The 17,634-nt window shown below is 70.7% G+C and carries 14 protein-coding genes; 1 reads left to right on the forward strand and 13 read right to left on the reverse strand.

What is annotated here, in order from left to right; all coding sequences use genetic code 11:
* Window positions 1-154: 154 nt before the first annotated feature.
* From BH708_RS12050 to BH708_RS12090, 9 genes are all read right to left on the reverse strand, one after another.
* On the reverse strand, window positions 155-625 hold the full coding sequence (locus tag BH708_RS12050; RefSeq protein WP_076808976.1) for a ribose-5-phosphate isomerase: 471 nt from the start codon (window positions 623-625) through the stop codon (window positions 155-157).
* A 104-nt stretch (window positions 626-729) separates the two neighbouring features.
* Window positions 730-2,433 (reverse strand): dihydroxyacetone kinase family protein, encoded by a 1,704-nt coding sequence (locus BH708_RS12055; RefSeq protein ID WP_076808979.1) that lies wholly within the window; start codon window positions 2,431-2,433, stop codon window positions 730-732.
* A 61-nt stretch (window positions 2,434-2,494) separates the two neighbouring features.
* On the reverse strand, window positions 2,495-3,868 hold the full coding sequence (locus BH708_RS12060) for an RbtT/DalT/CsbX family MFS transporter (RefSeq protein WP_076808980.1): 1,374 nt from the start codon (window positions 3,866-3,868) through the stop codon (window positions 2,495-2,497).
* 288 nt (window positions 3,869-4,156) lie between these two features.
* The gene (locus BH708_RS12065; protein WP_076808981.1) at window positions 4,157-5,155 is read right to left on the reverse strand and encodes a D-ribose ABC transporter substrate-binding protein; all 999 of its coding nucleotides are present in this window, start codon (window positions 5,153-5,155) and stop codon (window positions 4,157-4,159) included.
* A gap of 127 nt (window positions 5,156-5,282) precedes the next feature.
* Window positions 5,283-6,500: an ABC transporter permease gene (locus tag BH708_RS12070; RefSeq protein WP_083713549.1), complete on the reverse strand. Its 1,218-nt coding sequence runs from the start codon at window positions 6,498-6,500 to the stop codon at window positions 5,283-5,285.
* Between the two features lie 26 nt (window positions 6,501-6,526).
* Window positions 6,527-8,083 carry a sugar ABC transporter ATP-binding protein gene (locus BH708_RS12075; RefSeq protein WP_076808982.1) on the reverse strand — a complete coding sequence of 519 codons (1,557 nt, stop codon included), beginning with the start codon at window positions 8,081-8,083 and terminating at the stop codon, window positions 6,527-6,529.
* Window positions 8,080-8,754: a DUF2291 family protein gene (locus tag BH708_RS12080; protein ID WP_076808983.1), complete on the reverse strand. Its 675-nt coding sequence runs from the start codon at window positions 8,752-8,754 to the stop codon at window positions 8,080-8,082. The genes BH708_RS12075 and BH708_RS12080 overlap by 4 nt, the downstream gene beginning before the upstream one ends.
* A gap of 379 nt (window positions 8,755-9,133) precedes the next feature.
* The gene (locus BH708_RS12085) at window positions 9,134-10,222 is read right to left on the reverse strand and encodes a zinc-binding dehydrogenase (RefSeq protein ID WP_076808985.1); all 1,089 of its coding nucleotides are present in this window, start codon (window positions 10,220-10,222) and stop codon (window positions 9,134-9,136) included.
* 327 nt (window positions 10,223-10,549) lie between these two features.
* Entirely contained in the window at window positions 10,550-11,497 is a 948-nt protein-coding gene (locus tag BH708_RS12090; protein WP_083713551.1) for a sugar-binding transcriptional regulator, read from the reverse strand.
* A 356-nt stretch (window positions 11,498-11,853) separates the two neighbouring features.
* Between BH708_RS12090 and BH708_RS12095 the strand changes: the two genes are divergently transcribed.
* Window positions 11,854-13,344 carry an FGGY-family carbohydrate kinase gene (locus tag BH708_RS12095; RefSeq protein WP_076808988.1) on the forward strand — a complete coding sequence of 497 codons (1,491 nt, stop codon included), beginning with the start codon at window positions 11,854-11,856 and terminating at the stop codon, window positions 13,342-13,344.
* A gap of 23 nt (window positions 13,345-13,367) precedes the next feature.
* Here the strand turns inward: BH708_RS12095 and BH708_RS12100 are convergent, their stop codons facing one another.
* From BH708_RS12100 to BH708_RS12115, 4 genes are all read right to left on the reverse strand, one after another.
* Window positions 13,368-14,273 (reverse strand): NAD(P)-dependent oxidoreductase, encoded by a 906-nt coding sequence (locus BH708_RS12100; protein ID WP_076808990.1) that lies wholly within the window; start codon window positions 14,271-14,273, stop codon window positions 13,368-13,370.
* Between the two features lie 28 nt (window positions 14,274-14,301).
* Window positions 14,302-15,786: a GntP family permease gene (locus BH708_RS12105; RefSeq protein ID WP_076808992.1), complete on the reverse strand. Its 1,485-nt coding sequence runs from the start codon at window positions 15,784-15,786 to the stop codon at window positions 14,302-14,304.
* A 66-nt stretch (window positions 15,787-15,852) separates the two neighbouring features.
* Window positions 15,853-16,716 (reverse strand): sugar phosphate isomerase/epimerase, encoded by an 864-nt coding sequence (locus BH708_RS12110; RefSeq protein WP_076808994.1) that lies wholly within the window; start codon window positions 16,714-16,716, stop codon window positions 15,853-15,855.
* Window positions 16,713-17,492, reverse strand: a complete 780-nt coding sequence (locus tag BH708_RS12115; RefSeq protein ID WP_076808996.1) for an SDR family NAD(P)-dependent oxidoreductase — start codon at window positions 17,490-17,492, stop codon at window positions 16,713-16,715. Before BH708_RS12115 ends, BH708_RS12110 begins: the two co-directional genes overlap by 4 nt.
* Window positions 17,493-17,634: the final 142 nt, after the last annotated feature.

The raw sequence follows: 17,634 nt of genomic DNA on the forward strand, positions 1-17,634 counted from the left end.
GGGGCTGCCCGCTCCGTCGCAGCAGGCAGGCCTGTCCCATCCCGTCACAGCAGGCGGGGCTGTCCCACCGAGCGTGCGGTCTGACGTGTCGGATACGGGGGTCGCATCCGACACGTCAGACCGCACGCAGGGATCGGCGGAGTGGAGGTGGGCCTCAGCCCTTGTCGAGCGACCCGTCGTAGGCGCAGATCGCGTCCACCTTCGCGGCGGAGGACGAGTTCGGGTCGAACTCGAGGTCCAGCCACACCTTGACCAGCTCCTTGGCCAGCTCGAGGCCGACCACGCGCTCGCCCATGCACAGCACCTGCGCATTGTTCGAGAGCACGGAGCGCTGCACGGAGTACAGGTCGTCGGCGGTCACGGCACGGACGCCGGGGACCTTGTTGGCCGCGATCGCGACGCCCAGGCCGGTGCCGCAGATCAGCAGCGCGCGGTCGGCCTCGCCGGCGGCGATCTTCTCCGCGGCCTCGACGGCGACGTTCGGGTAGTAGGTGCCGTCCTCGCGGCCGGTGACGCCGACGTCGACGACCGACTCGACGCGGGAGTCGCTCTCCAGCAGCTCCTTCAGCGCGCTCTTGTGGCCGAACCCGGCGTTGTCGGATCCGGTGACGATCTTCCAGCCCATGATTGCTCCTTCGTGATGACGTGTACGTGGGTGATGACGTGTACGTGGTCCGTGCCCCCGTCGAGGACAACGCCCGCCGGTCGCGGAATGTTCCAGTGCTGCCCTCAGGCGGACAGCTTCTGACCGAGCAGGGTGACGATCTTCGAGAAGGAGATCGCGCCCGGATCGGCGGTGCCCACGGACTTCTCACCGTGGGTGCGGGCACGACCCTTGTGGGCCACGATGTCCGCCGTGGCCTCGGCGGCCGCGGTGGCCTTGCCGGCGGCGACCGTGATGGCCTCCCCGGCCGTCCCGGTCGCCCCGGCCAGGCTCTCCCGGAAGGGTACGGCGGCGTCGACCATGGTCTTGTCCCCGGGCTCGGCCCCGCCGAGGCGCTCGACGGCCTCGACCGCCTGCACCAGCGCGGTGACGATCTGCTCATCGGTGACCTTCTCCTGGTCGGAGAAGGCGCTGCCCACACTGGTCAGCGCCGCGCCCCAGAGGGCCCCGGAGGTGCCACCCGCCTCGGCGGACCAGGAGGCCCCGGCCTGCACCAGCACGGTGCGGGCGCCGGCTCCGGCCTCGGTGGCACGCTGCGCGGTGGCGCGCGCGGCGCGGATGCCGAGCACCATGCCCTGGCCGTGGTCGCCGTCCCCGGCGATCGCGTCCATCCGGCCCAGCTCGGGCTCGAGCTCCTCGAGCAGCGTCTCGACGTCCCCGAGGATCTCGGTGACCTTCGCGGCGCTGGAGCGGGACTGCTCGGAGGCCTCCGGGATCGGATCCTCACCGGGGGTGTAGACCTCGCCGCGCTCTTGCCCGAGATCGCCCTGGACGGTGCCGCCGCGGCGGAAGGCGGGGGTGTCGGCGGGGGCCAGCCAGTGCTGCTCGAGCTCCTCGTCCAAGCGCATCACGGTCAGCGACAGACCGGCCATGTCGAGGCTGGTCACGTGTTCACCGATCTCGGGGCGCACCACGGTCAGCCCGGCCTCGGCGAGGAGCTCCGCGACGTGCTTCCACACGACGAACATCTCCTCGTACTTCACGGTGCCCAATCCGTTCAGGACCACGGCGACGCGCGTGGAGTCGAGCTCCGGGGTCTCCTGAAGCACCCCGTCGACCAGGATCTTCGCGAGCTCCGCGGCCGAGGGCATGGGCTTCTCGTCGATGCCCGGCTCGCCGTGGATGCCCAGTCCGATCGCCATCGTGCCCTCCGGGACGTGGAACAGGGCGTCATCGGCCCCGGGCAGCGTGCAGCCGTCGAAGGCGACCCCGAGCGAGCGGGTGGCGTCGTTGGCCTTCCAGGCCAGTCGCTCGGCGTCGTCGAGGTCGGCACCGGCCTGGATGGCGGCGCCGGCGATCTTGAACACCGGCAGGTCACCGGCGATGCCGCGGCGATCCCGATGGTCGCCCTCGTCCCCGGAGGCGACGTCATCGCTCACGGCGACGATGCGCACGTCGATGCCCTCGGCGCGCAGCTTCTCGGCGGCGACGCCGAAGTGCAGGACGTCCCCGGCGTAGTGGCCGAAGCCGAGGATCACGCCGCCGTCGCCCGCCGCGTTGCGGGCGACGGAGTAGACCTGGTCGGCCGACGGGGAGGAGAAGATGTTCCCGCACGGGGCGCCGTGGGCGAAGCCGGGCCCGACCCAGCCGGCGAAGGCCGGGTAGTGGCCGGAGCCGCCGCCGACCACGAGGGCCGGCTGCCCCGTCGGCGTGGCGTCCTTGCGCACCACGCCGCCGTGGACCTGCAGCAGCTCCTCGGGATGGGCGGCCACGAGGCCTTCCACGGCGTCGGCGGGGAAGGTCTTCGGATCATCGAACAGGTAGGTCATCGCTCGTCTTTCTCGAAGGCGGGTGAGGGTGGGACGGAGGACGCGTCGGACGGGTGCCGGCTCAGGCCGGGCTCGCCGGGCTGTCCGCGCTCTCGGGGCCATGCTCGACAGGACCGTGCAGCCGAGGCTGGTGGACCTTCAGGAAGAAGGTCATCATGAAGGCGCAGGCGTACAGCAGCACGAACGCCCAGACCACGCCCACGTTGCCGCCCCAGGGACGCACGATCGCGACGACCGCGGAGCCGAGGAAGGTGGCACCGCCGGCGGCGGTGGTGTACATCGCCATCGCGGCACCGGTGTGCTTGGGGGCGAGCGCGGGCATGATCGCGCCGAGCGGGACGAAGCCGGCCAGCAGGATGCCGAAGACGGTGCCGGCGGCGACGGAGACGACGAAGCCCCAGTCCGAGCCGGCCGGGACGATGTGGGGCACGTACCACCACAGCAGCAGGCCGATGGCGGAGCCGACGATGCCGAACCAGCGCACGGTCCGCACCCAGCCGACCTTGTCGCCCAGCGCCCCGAAGGCGGCGTTGAACAGGATGTTGCCGGCATAGACGACGGTGGTCATGACCAGCCAGCGGGACTGGCCCCAGCCCAGCTGCACCGCGATCACGTTCGGCAGGATGATGAACATGCCGAACTCGGGGGCGGTGTTGATCAGCCGGGTCAGGAAGCCCATGGCGATCCGCTTGTTGGTGAAGGTCAACCGCAGGCCGGAGGAGATGACCGCACCGGCGCTCTCCCCCTCGGGGGCCAGACGGATGGAACCGTGGCGCTCCTTCACGCCGAACCAGGCGATGCAGAACCCGATCGCGACGATGACGGTGGAGGCGATCATGGTCCACTTCTCACCGGAGAAGCCGCCGCCGAAGCTCGGGATCATGAACACGGCCACGAGCGAGCCCAGGGTGGGCAGGCCGCCGGTGAACATGACGTAGAACCAGCCGACGGCGGTGCCGTTGCGCCGTTTGTCCACCACGGCGTTGATCCACACCAGGAATGCGAAGGCGAACAGCGGGAAGCCGAAGCCGCGCAGGAAGTAGGCGGCCCCGACCAGGAAGGCGGAGTCGGTCTCCAGAGCCAGGAGGAAGGCGATCTCGAAGACGACCCAGACGGCGAAGCCGAGCGCCATCACGCGGCGCGGCCCCCACAGGTCCGAGAGCGCGCCGGCGAGGTAGGAGCCCACCAGCACCGCGAGGCTGTACATCGTGATGATGGTGGCGGCGAGGTTGATCATGTCGTCCCCGCCGCCGAAGGCGTTGGCGATGTGCGGGGAGACGAAGTTGGACTCGACGCCGTTGCCGGTCATGAAGACCAGCACGCCCAGGAAGCCCCAGCGCAGGGCGTGGGGGAAGCCGAGACGGTCCAGGAACGGCTCTCTGGTCGTCGTTCCCGGTGCGGGGACGGCGCCGGTCTCGCTGGGTACCGAGCTCATACAGGACACTCCTTCGTGCGGGGGCGGCCGACGATCGGCCTTCACGGCGGACCGATCGCGAGCGTGCCCCGGCGGTCGGTCGGCTCGACCATAGGCCTCCCCTCGAACATTCGTCAAGCACAAATGTTCACCTCGGGCGTGTCATGGGTCTCCTTCACGACGCGAGCCCCAGCCGACGGTGACGACACGACGGGCCGGGTCGACGACGCGGGGCCGACGACCGCACCGGTCGTCGGCCCCGCGGCACCACCAGCGGTGTCGTGCCGTCGGCCCCTCGGAGCCGGTGGTTCACTCCGTGTAGGTGAACGGCGCCGTCATCTTGTCGATGTTCTCCTCCGTGATGAGGATGCAGTCCAGCGCCTGCTTCTCCTGCTCCGGCTTGGTGCCGTTCTTCAGGAGGTCGTCGGCCATCACGATGACCTGCTCGGCGAACTGCGCGACCGGCTGCAGCACCGTGTAGGCGAGCTCACCGTTCTTGATCGCCTCGATCGCGTCCGGGGATCCGTCGAAGCCGCCCACGACGATGTTCTCCAGCGCTCCCGCCTCCTGGAAGGCGGCGATCGCCCCGAGCGCCATCTCGTCGTTGCCCGAGATCAACCCGGTGATGTCCGGATGGGCCTGCAACAGCGACTGCGCTTTGTCGTGGCCTTTGGTGCGGTTCCAGTCCGCGACCTCCTCCCCGACCTTCTCGAGATCGGGGTACTGGCTGATGGTCGTGGTGAAGCCGTTGGAGCGGGTCTGGGCGTTGTTGTCCGAGGGCAGGCCGAACAGCTCGACGTACTTGCCGCTCTCCCCCATCTGCGTGACCCACTCCTGGGCGCCGAGCGCGGCGCCCTGGGCGTTGTTGGAGACCAGCTGCGCCATGACGAGGCCGGACTCATTGATCTCGGCGTTGATCAGGAAGACCGGGATCTCGGCCTGGACGGCCTTCTTGATGGTGCCGATCGATCCGTCGGCGTTCGCCGGATCCATGATCAGCGCGACCGACTGGTTGGAGATGGCGGTGTCGACCAGGGTGTTCTCGGTGTTGGTGTCACCCTTGTGGGCTCCCACCGTCGTCTCGTACCCGAGCTCCTCGGCCTTGGCCGCGGCGACGTCGCCCTCGGTCTTCCAGTAGGGGTTCGAGGGGTCGTTGACGATGATCGTGATCAGGCCGCCGTCGGTGCCGCCACCGCCGCCACCGGCGTCCGAGGAGCCACCGCCCGACTCGTCGGAGCTGCCGCATGCTGCGAGTCCGGCCGCTGCGGCACCGGCGCCGAGGACGGAGAGGAAATGCCTGCGTTCCATGGTGTGTTCCTTTCGGGAAGATGCATCCCGGTCGGGCTGCATCGGGGGTCCTGCACGTGATGCCGTGAGCGCAGTGGTCGTCTCACGAGGGTGGTCGAGGGAGCCGTCGGGGTGGGCGGAGTCGAGGTCAGGGTCGCTCGGGGTCGGAATCGGGGTCGGAACGGATCTCGTCGGGGCCCTCGGAGGAGCCGCTCGGACCGTCGGATCCCGAGGTCCCGGCGCCCCGGTCCGGTCCGGAGGTCCCGGCGGCCCCGTCGGATCCGGAGGTCCCGGCGGCTCCGGCGGATCCGGCGGCTCCGAACCGGGCCATGCCCTTCGGCGCCTTGCGGGGACGGCCGTACTGCAGCGAGTTCAACAGCACGGCGACGACGATGACGGCGCCGACGAAGACGGTCTGCCAGTAGGCGGAGACGCCGATGAGCACCAGGCCGTCGGAGAGGAAGCCGATCACGAAGGCGCCCAGCAGGGTGCCGCGCACGGTGCCGCGGCCGCCGGAGAGGGCGGCGCCGCCGATGACGACGCCCGCGATGGCGGTCAGCTCATAGGTGTTGCCTGCGTTGGGGCTGGCGCTGGTCAGCGTCGAGGCGAGGATCAGACCCGCCACCGCCGAACACAGCCCGGAGACGACGTACACCCACACGGTCACCCTCCGCACCGGGACGCCGGAGAGCTGGGCGGCGCGCTCGTTGCCGCCGGTGGCGTACAGCCAGCGGCCGAAGGTGGTCCGCCCCAGGACGACGGCGATGATCAGGGCGATGACGGCCATGATCAGCACGCCGGCGGGGATGCCGAGGATGCGGTTGAAGCCGAGCCACTCGAAGCCGGTGTTGCCCAGCGCCTCGTCCCCGGAGAGGTCGTTGAGGGTGCGGCCGTTGGTCATCAGCAGCGCGAAGCCGCGGATCACGTAGAGCATGCCGAGCGTCGCCACGAACGGGGCGACCTTGAACTTCGCCACCAGCACACCGTTCAGGGCCCCGATCAACCCGCCCAGGACGACCGCTATCAGCACCGAGGCGGCGACGTTCGGGTAGAGCGTCACCCCGAAGATGTCCAGCTCCACCCCGCGCAGGAGGAAGCCGCCGATGACGGCCGTGAATCCGAGGGTGGAGCCGACGGAGAGGTCGATCCCGCCGGTGAGGACCACGAGCAGCTGACCCAGGGACAGCAGCGCGAAGATCGCGACGTGCGAGGACATGATCAGCAGGTTGTTGACCGTGAGGAAGTTCGGCGAGAGCAGCGAGAAGACCACGATGATCAGCGCGAGGGCGAGGAAGGCGCGCCCTTCGAGCAGGAGCTTCGAGAGATCGAGCTTCTTCGCGGTGTCGCCGGCGGCGAGGGAGGTCATGGTGCGTTCCGTTCCTGGGTGCTGGTTCACGAGGTGAGGACTTCGCCGGAGGCGGCCATGACGTCGGCCTTCGCCGCGTCGGGCCCGAACTCGGCCGAGATGCGTCCGCGGTGGAGCACGACGATGCGGTGCGCGATGGCGAAGCACTCGTCGATCTCCGACGTGGTGTAGACGACGGCGAGGCCGTCACGGGCCCGGTCGGCGAGCAGACCGAACACCTCGGCCTTGGCACCGATGTCGATGCCGCGGCTGGGCTCGTCCAGCAGCATCACCCCGGGGTCCGTGGCGAGGATCTTGCCGAGCACGACCTTCTGCTGGTTCCCGCCGGAGAGGGACCCGATGGGGACCGCCGGTCCGGGCGTCTTGACCGTGACATCCTTGATCAGGCGCTTCACCAGGGAGTTCTCCTTCTGTCGCGAGGTGAGGCCCCGGCTCAGGAACTGCGTGATGCTGGCGAGGGTGAGGTTCTGACCGACGGACATGGTCTGCACCAGCCCGTCGCGCTGCCGGTCCTCGGGCACCAGGCCGATGCCCATCGCCAGGCGCTCGCGGATCGATTCGCCCGCCAGCTCGCGCCCCTCGTAGAGGATGCGTCCGCCGACGACGTCCCCGCGGCCGGCGACCGCCTCGAGCACCTCGGTCCGTCCGGCGCCCATGAGTCCGTAGAGGCAGACGATCTCGCCGGAGCGCACCTGCAGGGAGAGGTCGTCGACGACGGCGCGCTCGGGGTTCTCGGGATCGCGGAGGGTGAGGTGCTCGACCGAGAGCACCGGCTCGCCGAAGGCATGGCCGGTCGGCGGGGAGCCGAGGTCGAAGTTCTCCCCCACCATGTTCCGCACGATCCACTCGAGATCGATCTCCTCGCGGTCGCCGCGGGCGGTCATGGATCCGTCCCGCAGCACCACGGCGTGGTCGGTGACCCGCAGGGCCTCCTCGAGGTGATGGGAGATGTAGACGAGCGAGACGCCCCGGGCCTTGAGGTCCTCGATGATGCCGAAGAGGATCTCGACCTCCTTCGCGGCCAGCGCCGAGGTCGGCTCGTCCATGATCAGGATGCGGGCATCGATCGACAGCGCCCGGGCGATCTCGATGATCTGCTGCTGGCCCACGCGCAGGTCCCCGACGAGGGTCGAGGGGGCCACGTCCAGCCGCATGTCGGCCAGCAGCGCCGCGGTCAGCCGGGTCTCCTCGGCGTAGTCGACGCCGGTGGCGGTGGTGATCTCGCGGCCCAGGAAGATGTTGTCGCGGACCGAGAGGTTCGGGGCGAGGCTCAGCTCCTGGTGGATGATCGCGATCCCGTGGTCGCGCGCCTCGGTGGGGTCCGTGAAGGTGATGGGCTGCCCGTCCAGGACGATCCGGCCCGACGTCGGCTGCTCGACGCCCGAGAGGATCTTCATCAGCGTCGACTTGCCGGCGCCGTTCTCCCCGAACAGCGTGGTGACCCTCCCGCGGTGGACCCCGAAGTTCACGCCCTTGAGCGCCCGGGTGCCGCCGTAGTTCTTGACGATGTCCTGCGCCTGCAGGACCACGTCGTCGGCACCGGCCGGTCCGGACGCGGTGCCGTCATCGGCCGCGGTGTTCATGAGACCTCCACGGAGACGGGGGTGACGAGCCACCCCTCGGGGTTGATGGCGGTGAACGCCCCGGTCACGGTGACGGTCTTGCCGCTCAGCGTGCTCGGGTCTATCGGGTCCAGGACCTGCTTCTTCATCTCCTCGTTGAGGGCTGCGCCGGCGTCCTGGTACTCGATCTGGTTGGTGAACTGCCCGAAGTCGTAGGCACCGGTCGCGTCGCGCAGCTCGGTGCCGTTGATCGCGGGACCGGTCTGGATGCGCACGGTGACGTTCTCGGGCATGCCGTCGACGGCCACGTCATAGATACCGCTCTCCCCCTCGCCGACGGTGCCCGTGAAGGTGGTGCTGTACACCGTCTGACCGGCGGATTCGACGCCGTGCTCCTCGGCGGCGGCCTCCGGGTCCGCAGCGATGGCCTCGGCGAGCTCGGGCGCGGGAACGGCGCGGTCGGTGATCTCCTGCTGGACGGTGGGGAACTGCTCGGCGCCGAAGGTGGCCTTGTCGAAGGCCTGCGGCCCGGCGAGCTGCTCCTCAGCCCCGTCGGGCACGACCTTGGTGCCGAGCACGACCACGAGCAGGCCGATCACGGTCAGGGCGACTGCTGTCCAGCGGCCCAGGTGCTTCTTCGGCGCCCTCGCGCGCTGCGGGGTCTGCGGTGCCGCGGTCGTTGCGGTGCTCATGCTGAGCCTTTCCTGTCGGGTGTCGGCGTCGTCCGCACGGGGCGGTGTCCGCTCGAGGGCGTCTATGCCGGTCGATGGTCGACGACGGCGGTGTCGGCGCGACGCAGGGTCGGGCGGGCGGACCGTCGACGAGGGAGGGAGGCGACCCCGCTGGACATCGGCGTCGATGTCCTGCTCCGGGCGGAGCGCTGCGGGACCGGAGGGGCTGCGGTCGGCCGTCCTCGTCGGCGGCCCGGGTGCAGCAGGAGGGGCGCTCTGCGGTGAGCGCCGCGGGTGGAGAGGTGGATGGAGGTGGCGACGCCGCGGTCGGAACGTCGCAGGGACGATCCGGCCGCGGCATCGGCCGGTGCCCCGGCGCCAGGGCACCGGGGCGGGAGGCTCAGGAGCCGGGCAGGAGCGAGACCTTCACGGAGGCGCCGCCGGAGTCGGCGACCGTGTCGAGGGCCTTCTGGACGTCCTTCAGGCCGAACTGGTGGGTGCAGATCTCCTCGAGCGGCAGGACGCCGGACTCGATGATCTTGATGGCGGCCGGCCAGCAGTGCGGGCCGAGATGGGCGCCGAGGACGTCGAGCTCCTTATCGTCGGAGATGATCGACCAGTCGACCGACACGTTCTCCTTGAACACCGAGTACTCGACGTAGCGCCCCAGCTTGCGCAGCAGGTTCAGGCCCTGGCTGACGGCGCTGGGGTGGCCGGTGCACTCGATGTACACATCGGCCCCGTAGCCGCCGGTCAGAGCGCGGATCTCCTCGTAGACGTCGACCTTGGAGGGGTTCAGGGTGAGGTCGGCGCCGCACTTCGCGGCCAGCGCCAGCTTGTTCTCGTCGAAGTCGAGGGCGATGACCATCTTGGGGGTCTTGTGGACCGCTCCGATGATCGCGCCGAGACCGATCGGACCGGCTCCGGCGACCACCACGACGTCGTCGAAGGTGAGCTGGGCGCGCTCGACGGCGTGCAGCGAGCAGGACAGCGGCTCGGCGAAGGCGGCGTGGTGCGGCGGGATCTCCGTCGAGATCTTGTGGGCGCGGGCGAGGGCCGGGACGATCATGTACTCGGCCATGCCGCCGTCGTAGTGCTTGAAGCCGAACATGTCGTGGGGGCCGCACATCCAGTACCAGCCGCGCCGGCAGTACATGCACTCGCCGCACGGCACGATCTGCTCGACGACGATGCGGTCGCCGACCTCGACGCCGTGCAGGGCCAGCGCCTCGGCGGCTCCGGAGACGACCTCTCCGGCGATCTCGTGGCCGGGGGTGATGCCGGGCTCGACCCAGCGCTCGCGGTTCTCGTCGCCCCAGAACTTGGCGGCACCGGCGTAGGCCTTGAGGTCGCTCGCGCAGACGCCGACGGCCTCGACCTTGATCAGCAGCTCGTCGGGGGCCGGGGTGGGCACGTCCTTGTTCTCGAGCCGGTAGTCCTCCGGGGCATGCATGACCACGGCCTGCATGGTCTTCGGGGTCTCGCTCATCTCGACACATCTCCTTCGATACGTTCCGCGCGCGGTCCTCGCGGCAGCCGACCTCGGGCCCGTCGCACGCGGCGCGACCCCTGTGCCCGTCAGCCTAGACACGACGGGCACATTCGTCAAGCACAAATGTTCGGGGCGGTGCGGGACGGGGCGGGACGCGGCGACGTCGCCGCGCGCACCGAGATCGATGCGCGCACCAGGCTCTCCCTCTGGTCACCGGAGGTCGTCGAGGACCGGCACCGAGGCATGCGCTGTGGCTATATCGGCACAGCGCATGCTCCTGCGCCCGTGGACGACCATCGACAGCCGGAACGCCCGTCGTCGGCGTCAGGACTCCTCGTCGGTCTGCGCGAGCACGGACTCGGCCGTGGGCACGTCGGTGATCAGCGTGGTGAACAGGCCCGTCCGCGCCCCGGCCCGGATCGAGGGAGCCTTCTCGCTGCCCGCGGCCAGGGCGATCGAGGTCGGGATCGCGCGCAGCAGCTCCACCGAGGGGCGCACCAGCCGGTCCGAGCCCGGATAGAGCACCTCCTGACCGTCGGCGTCGAAGAAGTGCAGGCAGAGATCGCCGACCGCTCCGCGCAGGCCGAAGTCCTCGCGCGGGACGACCGAGGTCAGCGAATCGCGACGGGCATAGGGAGAGCCGATCCCGGTGACCAGCACCCGCGCACGGGTCCACAGGTCCGTGATCTCCACGAAGCTCGGGTCGGCCTGCAGGGAACGCCACAGGCTGGGGCTCGGCAGGGCCGGTGCGAAGATGAAGCGCGGCTCCGCCCCGGTGCGGTTGGCGAGGTTCCGCACGGTCTCGTTGGTCTGGAAGGCGGGATCGGATTCCTGCTGGCCGCCGACGGTGGGCGCGATGATCACGCCGTCCAGCTCGGGCATGCCGGGCATCCGGCTGACGGCATGGGTGGTCTTCCCCGAGGAGATCAGCAGCACCTCGCCGCGGGTCAGCTCGAGTCTGGCCAGCACGTCCCCCAGCAGGTCGCCGAGACCGCGGTACTCGCGCTGGGTCTGGTCGCCGGCGGCGATGCGGACCTCCTCGATGTCGAGCAGGCAGCGCAGGCGATGCTCGAGGTCGCTCACGTCGGGCTCGCCGACGTCGAGCACCTCGAAGCGCACCATCCCGATGCGCCGGGCCTCGGTGAGCAGCTTGCTGACCGTGGGCCGGGAGATGCCGAGCCGTTCGGCGACCTCCGCCTGGCGCAGGTCGTCGAGGTAGTACGCGGTGGCCGCGCGGTGCAGGAGCTGCGGGTCCATGTGGGAGTCGAGCACGTCCGCCTCCTTTCGTCGTCGTCCCGTGGTCGACCTCGATGTCGAAGCACAGATGTGCCGAAAGGACGTGCCGCCCCCGACGCGACGATCCTATAGAGCCCGACGGTGGGTCGCGCAACCATCGGCGTCCCGCACCGGCCCCGCGCCGCCCTCCCGGAGGCACGCCGTGGCCCGGTCCCGGTCCTCGTCCCTGACAGTCCCTGCGGACGGTCGATGGCAGGATGTACGGGTCCTGCCGGCCGGACCGGCACGGGCCCGACGAGACCCCGAGGAGGAGGCTCGAGCACGAGGCCCCGCGGACGAAGTTCGAGAACAAGGCCCCGAGGACGAGGCGACGACGAGGAGAGGGCAGGTCGATGGCAGGCTCTGAGGACGCGGTGCTGGGCATCGACATCGGCACCTCGAGTGCGAAGGGCGTGCTGGTGGCGCTCGACGGGAGGATCCTGCGCACGGCCACCCGCGAGCACACAGTCTCCCGCCCCGCCCCCGGGCACGTCGAGATGGACGCCCGGGTGTGGTGGGAGGAGTTCGTCGGCATCGCCACCGAGCTCACCGCCGGCGCCGAGGCGCGGGTCACCGGGATCGGCGTCTCCGGGATGGGTCCCTGCGTGCTGCTGGCCGACGAGGACGGGGAACCGGTGCGCCCGGCCATCCTCTACGGCGTCGATTCCCGCGCCGAGAAGCAGATCGACCACCTGACCGGGCACTTCGGCGAGGACGAGATCCTCGCGCGCTGCGGGAGCGTGCTCTCCTCCCAGGCTGCCGGGCCCAAGATCCGCTGGATCGCCGATCAGGAGCCCGAGGTGTTCGCCCGGGCCTCACGGCTGTTCATGCCGTCGTCCTATCTCGCCTTTCGCCTCACCGGGCAGTACATGCTCGACCACTCCAGCGCGTCCATGGTCACCCCGATCTACGACACCGCCACCCTGGACTGGCACCGGCCCTGGACCCAGGAGGTCGCCGCCGGATTGGACCTTCCACCGCTGCGGTGGTCGGCCGAGATCGCCGGGACGGTCTCGGCCGACGCCGCCCGGCAGCTGCCGGGCATCGAGCCCGGGGTGCCGGTGGTCGCCGGCGCCATCGACGCCTGGGCCGAGGCGATCAGCGTCGGCGCCACCGCGCCGGGCGACGTGATGCTCATGTACGGGACCACGACGTTCCTGGTCGCCATCACCGACCGGCCCGCCCCCAGTCGCAGTCTGTGGGTCACCTCCGGCACGACGGAGGGGACGTTCACCCTCTCGGGAGGGATGGCGAGCTCCGGGGCGATCACCGGATGGCTGCGCGAGCTGACCGGTGACGCCGACTTCTCGACCCTGATCAGCGAGGCCGAGACCAGCGGCGTCGGCGCGAACGGTCTGCTGATGCTGCCGTACTTCGCCGGCGAGCGCTCCCCCATGTCCGACCCGTCGGCCCGCGGCGTGATCGCCGGGCTCACCCTCTCCCACACCCGCGGCGACCTGTACCGGGCCGCGCTCGAGGCGGCCGCCTACGGAGTGCGTCACCATGTGGAGGCGCTGCGCGAGGCCGGGGTGCGGATCGAGCGGATGGTGGCCGTCGGCGGCGGCACGCAGAACGAGCTGTGGCCGCAGATCGTCTCCGACGTCACCGGGCTCGCCCAGGAGGTGCCACGACGCACCGTCGGCGCCTCCTACGGGACCTCGATGCTCGCCGCGCAGGCCGCCCATGGCGCCGACACCAGCAGCTGGAACGCCATCGATCACGTGTGCCACCCCGATCCGACGGCGGGCGCGCGATACGACGAGCTGTACCGGATGTACCGCGAGCTCTATCCCGCCACGAAGGACATCACCCACACCCTGGCCGGACTCCAGCGCGCGGGCTGAGCGGGGCGGCCGGGCGGGGCCCGTCACCGGCCGAGATAGGTGCGGATCACCTGCGAGTCGTCGCGCCGCAGGAGATCCTGCTCGGCCGCGGCCTGGAAGCGGTCTCTGGCGGCGGCGACCAGCGGCGCCTCGAATCCGAGGTCCTCGGCCATGTCGCAGACCAGGCCCGAATCCTTCACGAAGATCCCGATCGTGCTCGTGACCTGGGCATCGATCCCTTCGAGCATGCGCGGGCCCCGGTCCGTGAGCATCCAGGAGCCGCCCGCGCCGCCGGAGACCGCGTCGAAGGCCTCCGCGGGGTCCACTCCCAGCGAGTCGGCGAAGGCGAGGGCCTCCGCCGCCGCGACGAGGTGCACGGAGGCGAGGAACTGGTTGACGGCCTTCATCGCCTGGCCGCGTCCCACCACCGGGCCGCAGTCCCGCAGCGAGCCCATCGTCTCCAGCAGGGGACGCAGCACCGCGATCCGTGCCGGGTCACCGGAGGCGAACAGCGTCAGCGTGCCCGCCTCCGCTCCGGCGACGCCGCCGGTCACCGGGACGTCCAGGACACCGATCCCGGTCCCGTCGGCCGCGGCGAGGACCTCGTCGACCGGGGCGACTCCGACGGTGCTCATGACCACGAGGGTCGCGCCCGGTCTCATCGTGGCCAACAGGCCGCTCTCTCCGAGCGCCGCCTCCCGCAGCTGCTGCGGGGTGGCGACCATGCAGATCACGACGTCAGCCGTCGCCGCGGAGCCGGCCGACGCCTCCGCGGCCAGGCCCAGCGCCCTCGCGGCATCCCGGGACGCCGCGACGGGGTCCACCCCCGTCACCTCGGCGCCGGACGCCGCCAGGCGCAGCGCCATGGGCAGCCCGATGGCACCGATGCCGACGACGGTCACCTGTCGGTGTGCGGTGAGGTCGGGGGGCGTGGCGGTCCTCTCGGTCATGTGCTCGCAGCTCCTTTCGGTCATCGGATCACAGGAAGAGGTCCAGCACGAGGCAGACCGCGAGGCCGACCACCGCGAACGTGCCCTGCGCGAGGGTGTAGATCTTGAAGGTGCCCTTCGTCGTGAACCCGAGCATCTGCTTGAAGATCCAGAAGGTGTTGTCCGTGACGTGACCGCCGAAGGCGGCGCCGCTGCCCGCGGCCAGCAGGATCAGCAGCGGGGTGGCCTCGATCGAGCCCATGATCGGGGCGAGCAGGGTGGCGGCGGTGATCGCGGCGACCGAGGCGGAGCCCTGGGCCAGACGCAGCACCGCGGCGACCACCCAGGCCAGGAGGACGGGGATGGTCGCATTGGCCTGGAAGAGGTTCGCGAGCATGTCGCCCACGCCGACCTGGGCGATGACGGCGCCGAGCGACCCGGCCACACCGGTGAACAGCAGGATCGTTCCGGCGTTCGCGGCGCCCTTGGTCACGAGGTCGTCGATGCCGTCACGGGTGACCTCGGGGATGGCGAGGACGATGCCGATGAGCAGGCCGATCAGCAGTGCCACGACGGGGCTGCCGAGGAAGCCGAGCACGGCCGGCTCACCGCCCAGCGCCCGGGAGAGGGTGTCGGCGACGATCAGCACGACGGGCACGATCACCGGGAGCATCGCGACGACCAGCGGGTAGCGGTGTGCGGAGGTGGCCTGCCGGAGGGCGACGCCGCCGGGGCCCGGCACAGGGGCTTCGGCCCCGTCGGCCGAGGAGCCGCCTGCGGTCCTCGAAGCGCCGCCGTCCGTCGGGCTGCCGGCCGCCGAGAGGTCGGTGCTGCGCTCGGCGGCGAGGCGCTGCTGCTCCTCCTCCGGGGACTCGCCGAAGATCGAATCGTCGAACTCGGGATCGCGATCGGTGGCGGGATCGAAGATCCGCCCCATGAGCAGGGAGTGCAGGAAGATGCTGGCGATGATGAAGACGATGCCCAGCGGGACGCCCCAGACCAGGAGCGTGCCCAGCGGGATGCCGAGCGGACCGGCGACGGCGACGGCCGCGACACCCGGGACGACGACCAGCAGGCCGACCTCGAGGCCGATCGCGAGCGCGCCGGCGAGCTGGGCGATGCTGCGCCCCGTGCGCTTGGCGATGGTGCCCGCGATGGGGGCCAGGATCACCAGGGCCACGTCGAAGTAGATCGAGGGGAAGACGATGCCGGAGGCCAGGCCCAGCACGTAGGGCGACTTGGAGGGTCCGACGACCTTCAGCATCGCGTCCACGACCCGCTGCATCGTGCCGGTCGCGGACAGGGCCGTGCCGATCATGACGCCGAAGCCGATGATCAGACCGACCTCCGTCATCAGATCCCCGAAGCCGGTGTTGACCGCGGTGACGGTGGCGGTGAAGCCGAGGCCGCCGGCGACGCCGAGGTACAGCGAGCCGATGATCAGCGAGATGACGGGGTTGATCTTCGCCCAGGCGATGAGCAGGATGACGCCGACGACGGCGATGACCAGATGGACGATCACCATTGTGTCCATGGTTCCTCCAGGGGGTTGGGGAGACCGCGCATCCGCGCGCGGCCGGTGGGGATCGGGGCGGGCGCCTCAGACCGAGGCCGCGGCAGCCAGGAGCCGGTCGACGAGCGCGAGGCTGCGCGCGACGTCGGCCTCGCGGTCCTCCTCGGCGACGTCGTGCGTCTCGAGCTCGAGGACGTAGGTGCCTGCGAAGTCCTGCGACTCGAGGGCGGTGACCACCCCGGCGAGGTCGACGTCTCCGGCGCCGAGGGAGAGGTTCAGGTTCCCGGGGACGGCGTCGCGCAGGTGCACGCGTTCGATCCGAGCGCCGAGACGCCGCGCCCAGGCGATCGGGTCCTCGGCGGAGGCGACGACGTGGGAGACGTCGAACAGGACGCCGAAGTCCGCGGGATCGCTGCGCGCGAGGAGCTCGTCCGCGGCCGGGACGGTGTGCAGGTAACGGCGGTGGTGCAGCACCTCCACCAGGAGCCTGACCCCGCGAGCGGCGCATGTTCGCGAGACGATCTGCAGATTCTCGATGATCCGGGCGAGGTCCTGCTCGGAGTCGAGGATCGGGGCATGGTCGGCCCGTCCTGCCGGGACGATGAGAGCACCGCCGAGTGCGGCGGCCAGACGCGCGAGCGGGTCGACGGTCTCCACGAGTTCGCCCTCGGTGAGCTCGGGGTCGTTGAGATCGCCCGGGTCCGCGTTGACGGCGCCGCAGGTCAGTCCGAGTTCGTCGAGCAGGTCGACGTAGTCGTCGGGGTCCCCCTCGAAGGGGACCGGGACGTGGTCCGTGACCGCCGGGATCGCCCCGAGATCGATCTCCCGGGCCGTCGTCGCCGCGATGAGGCGCAGCGCTTCGGGCAGAGGACGGTGCCGGAAGGAGATCGTCGAGATGCCGAGTCGGGCCGCGGGTCCTGTCGGCCCTGCCCCGGCGCGAGGGGCCGTCATGAGATGTACGCGCCGCCGTTGATGGCCTGCGTGGTGCCGGTGATGTAGCCGGCGTCCTCGCCCGAGAGCCACACCACGAGGGCACCGATCTCCGCGGCGGTGGCCTGTCGGCCCATCGGGATCGAGGCGGACAGCGCGGCCTCGGACTCCTCGGTGGTGTCGCCGCGGATGTTGGTATCCGCGGCGCCCGGGGCGATCGCGTTGACCGTGATGCCCTCCGGGGCCATCTCTCGGGCGAGCGACCTGGTCAGGCCCAGCACCCCGGCCTTGGCCGCGGAGTACGGGGTCTTGGAGAAGACGCCGCCGCCCTGCTGCGCCGAGACGGACGACATGTTCACGACGCGTCCGTAGCCGCCCTCGATCATGGCTGGGAGGAACGCGCGCGTGACGTAGAAGGTGCCGGTGAGGTTCACGGCAATGATCGTGTCCCACAGGGCGTCGTCGACGTCGAGGAAGGAGACCGGGGAAGGGACCCCCGCGATGTTCGACAGCGCGCCGACCGTGGGCAGTTCGGAGCCCGCGATCTGGGCGGCCACCTCGTTCACGGCGGCGCTGTCGGTGATGTCGACGCCGTAGCCGGCGGTGGGGACGCCGAACCGCTCGCCCAGCTCCCGGGCCAGGGCGATCGCGCCGTCCCCGTCGAGGTCGAGGACTGCCACCGACCACCCGTCGCGGGCGAAGCGGGTGGCGGTCGCCCGCCCGATGCTGCGCTCGGAGGCTGCGCCGGTGACGACTGCGGTTCTGGTCTGGGTGCCGGTCGGCTCGTGGTGCGGCACTGCACTCCTTCACGTCGGTGCGGACGGGACCGCGATGGTCCCGATCAGATCGACGCGAACGCTACGAGGCGCAGGTCACCGCAACAAGGCGTGGGCTGGGAGTGAGACTCGGCCCGCCCACGACGAGCCTGATCAGAGCGGC

This window comes from Brachybacterium sp. P6-10-X1, assembly GCF_001969445.1.
Classification (GTDB): Bacteria; Actinomycetota; Actinomycetes; order Actinomycetales; family Dermabacteraceae; genus Brachybacterium.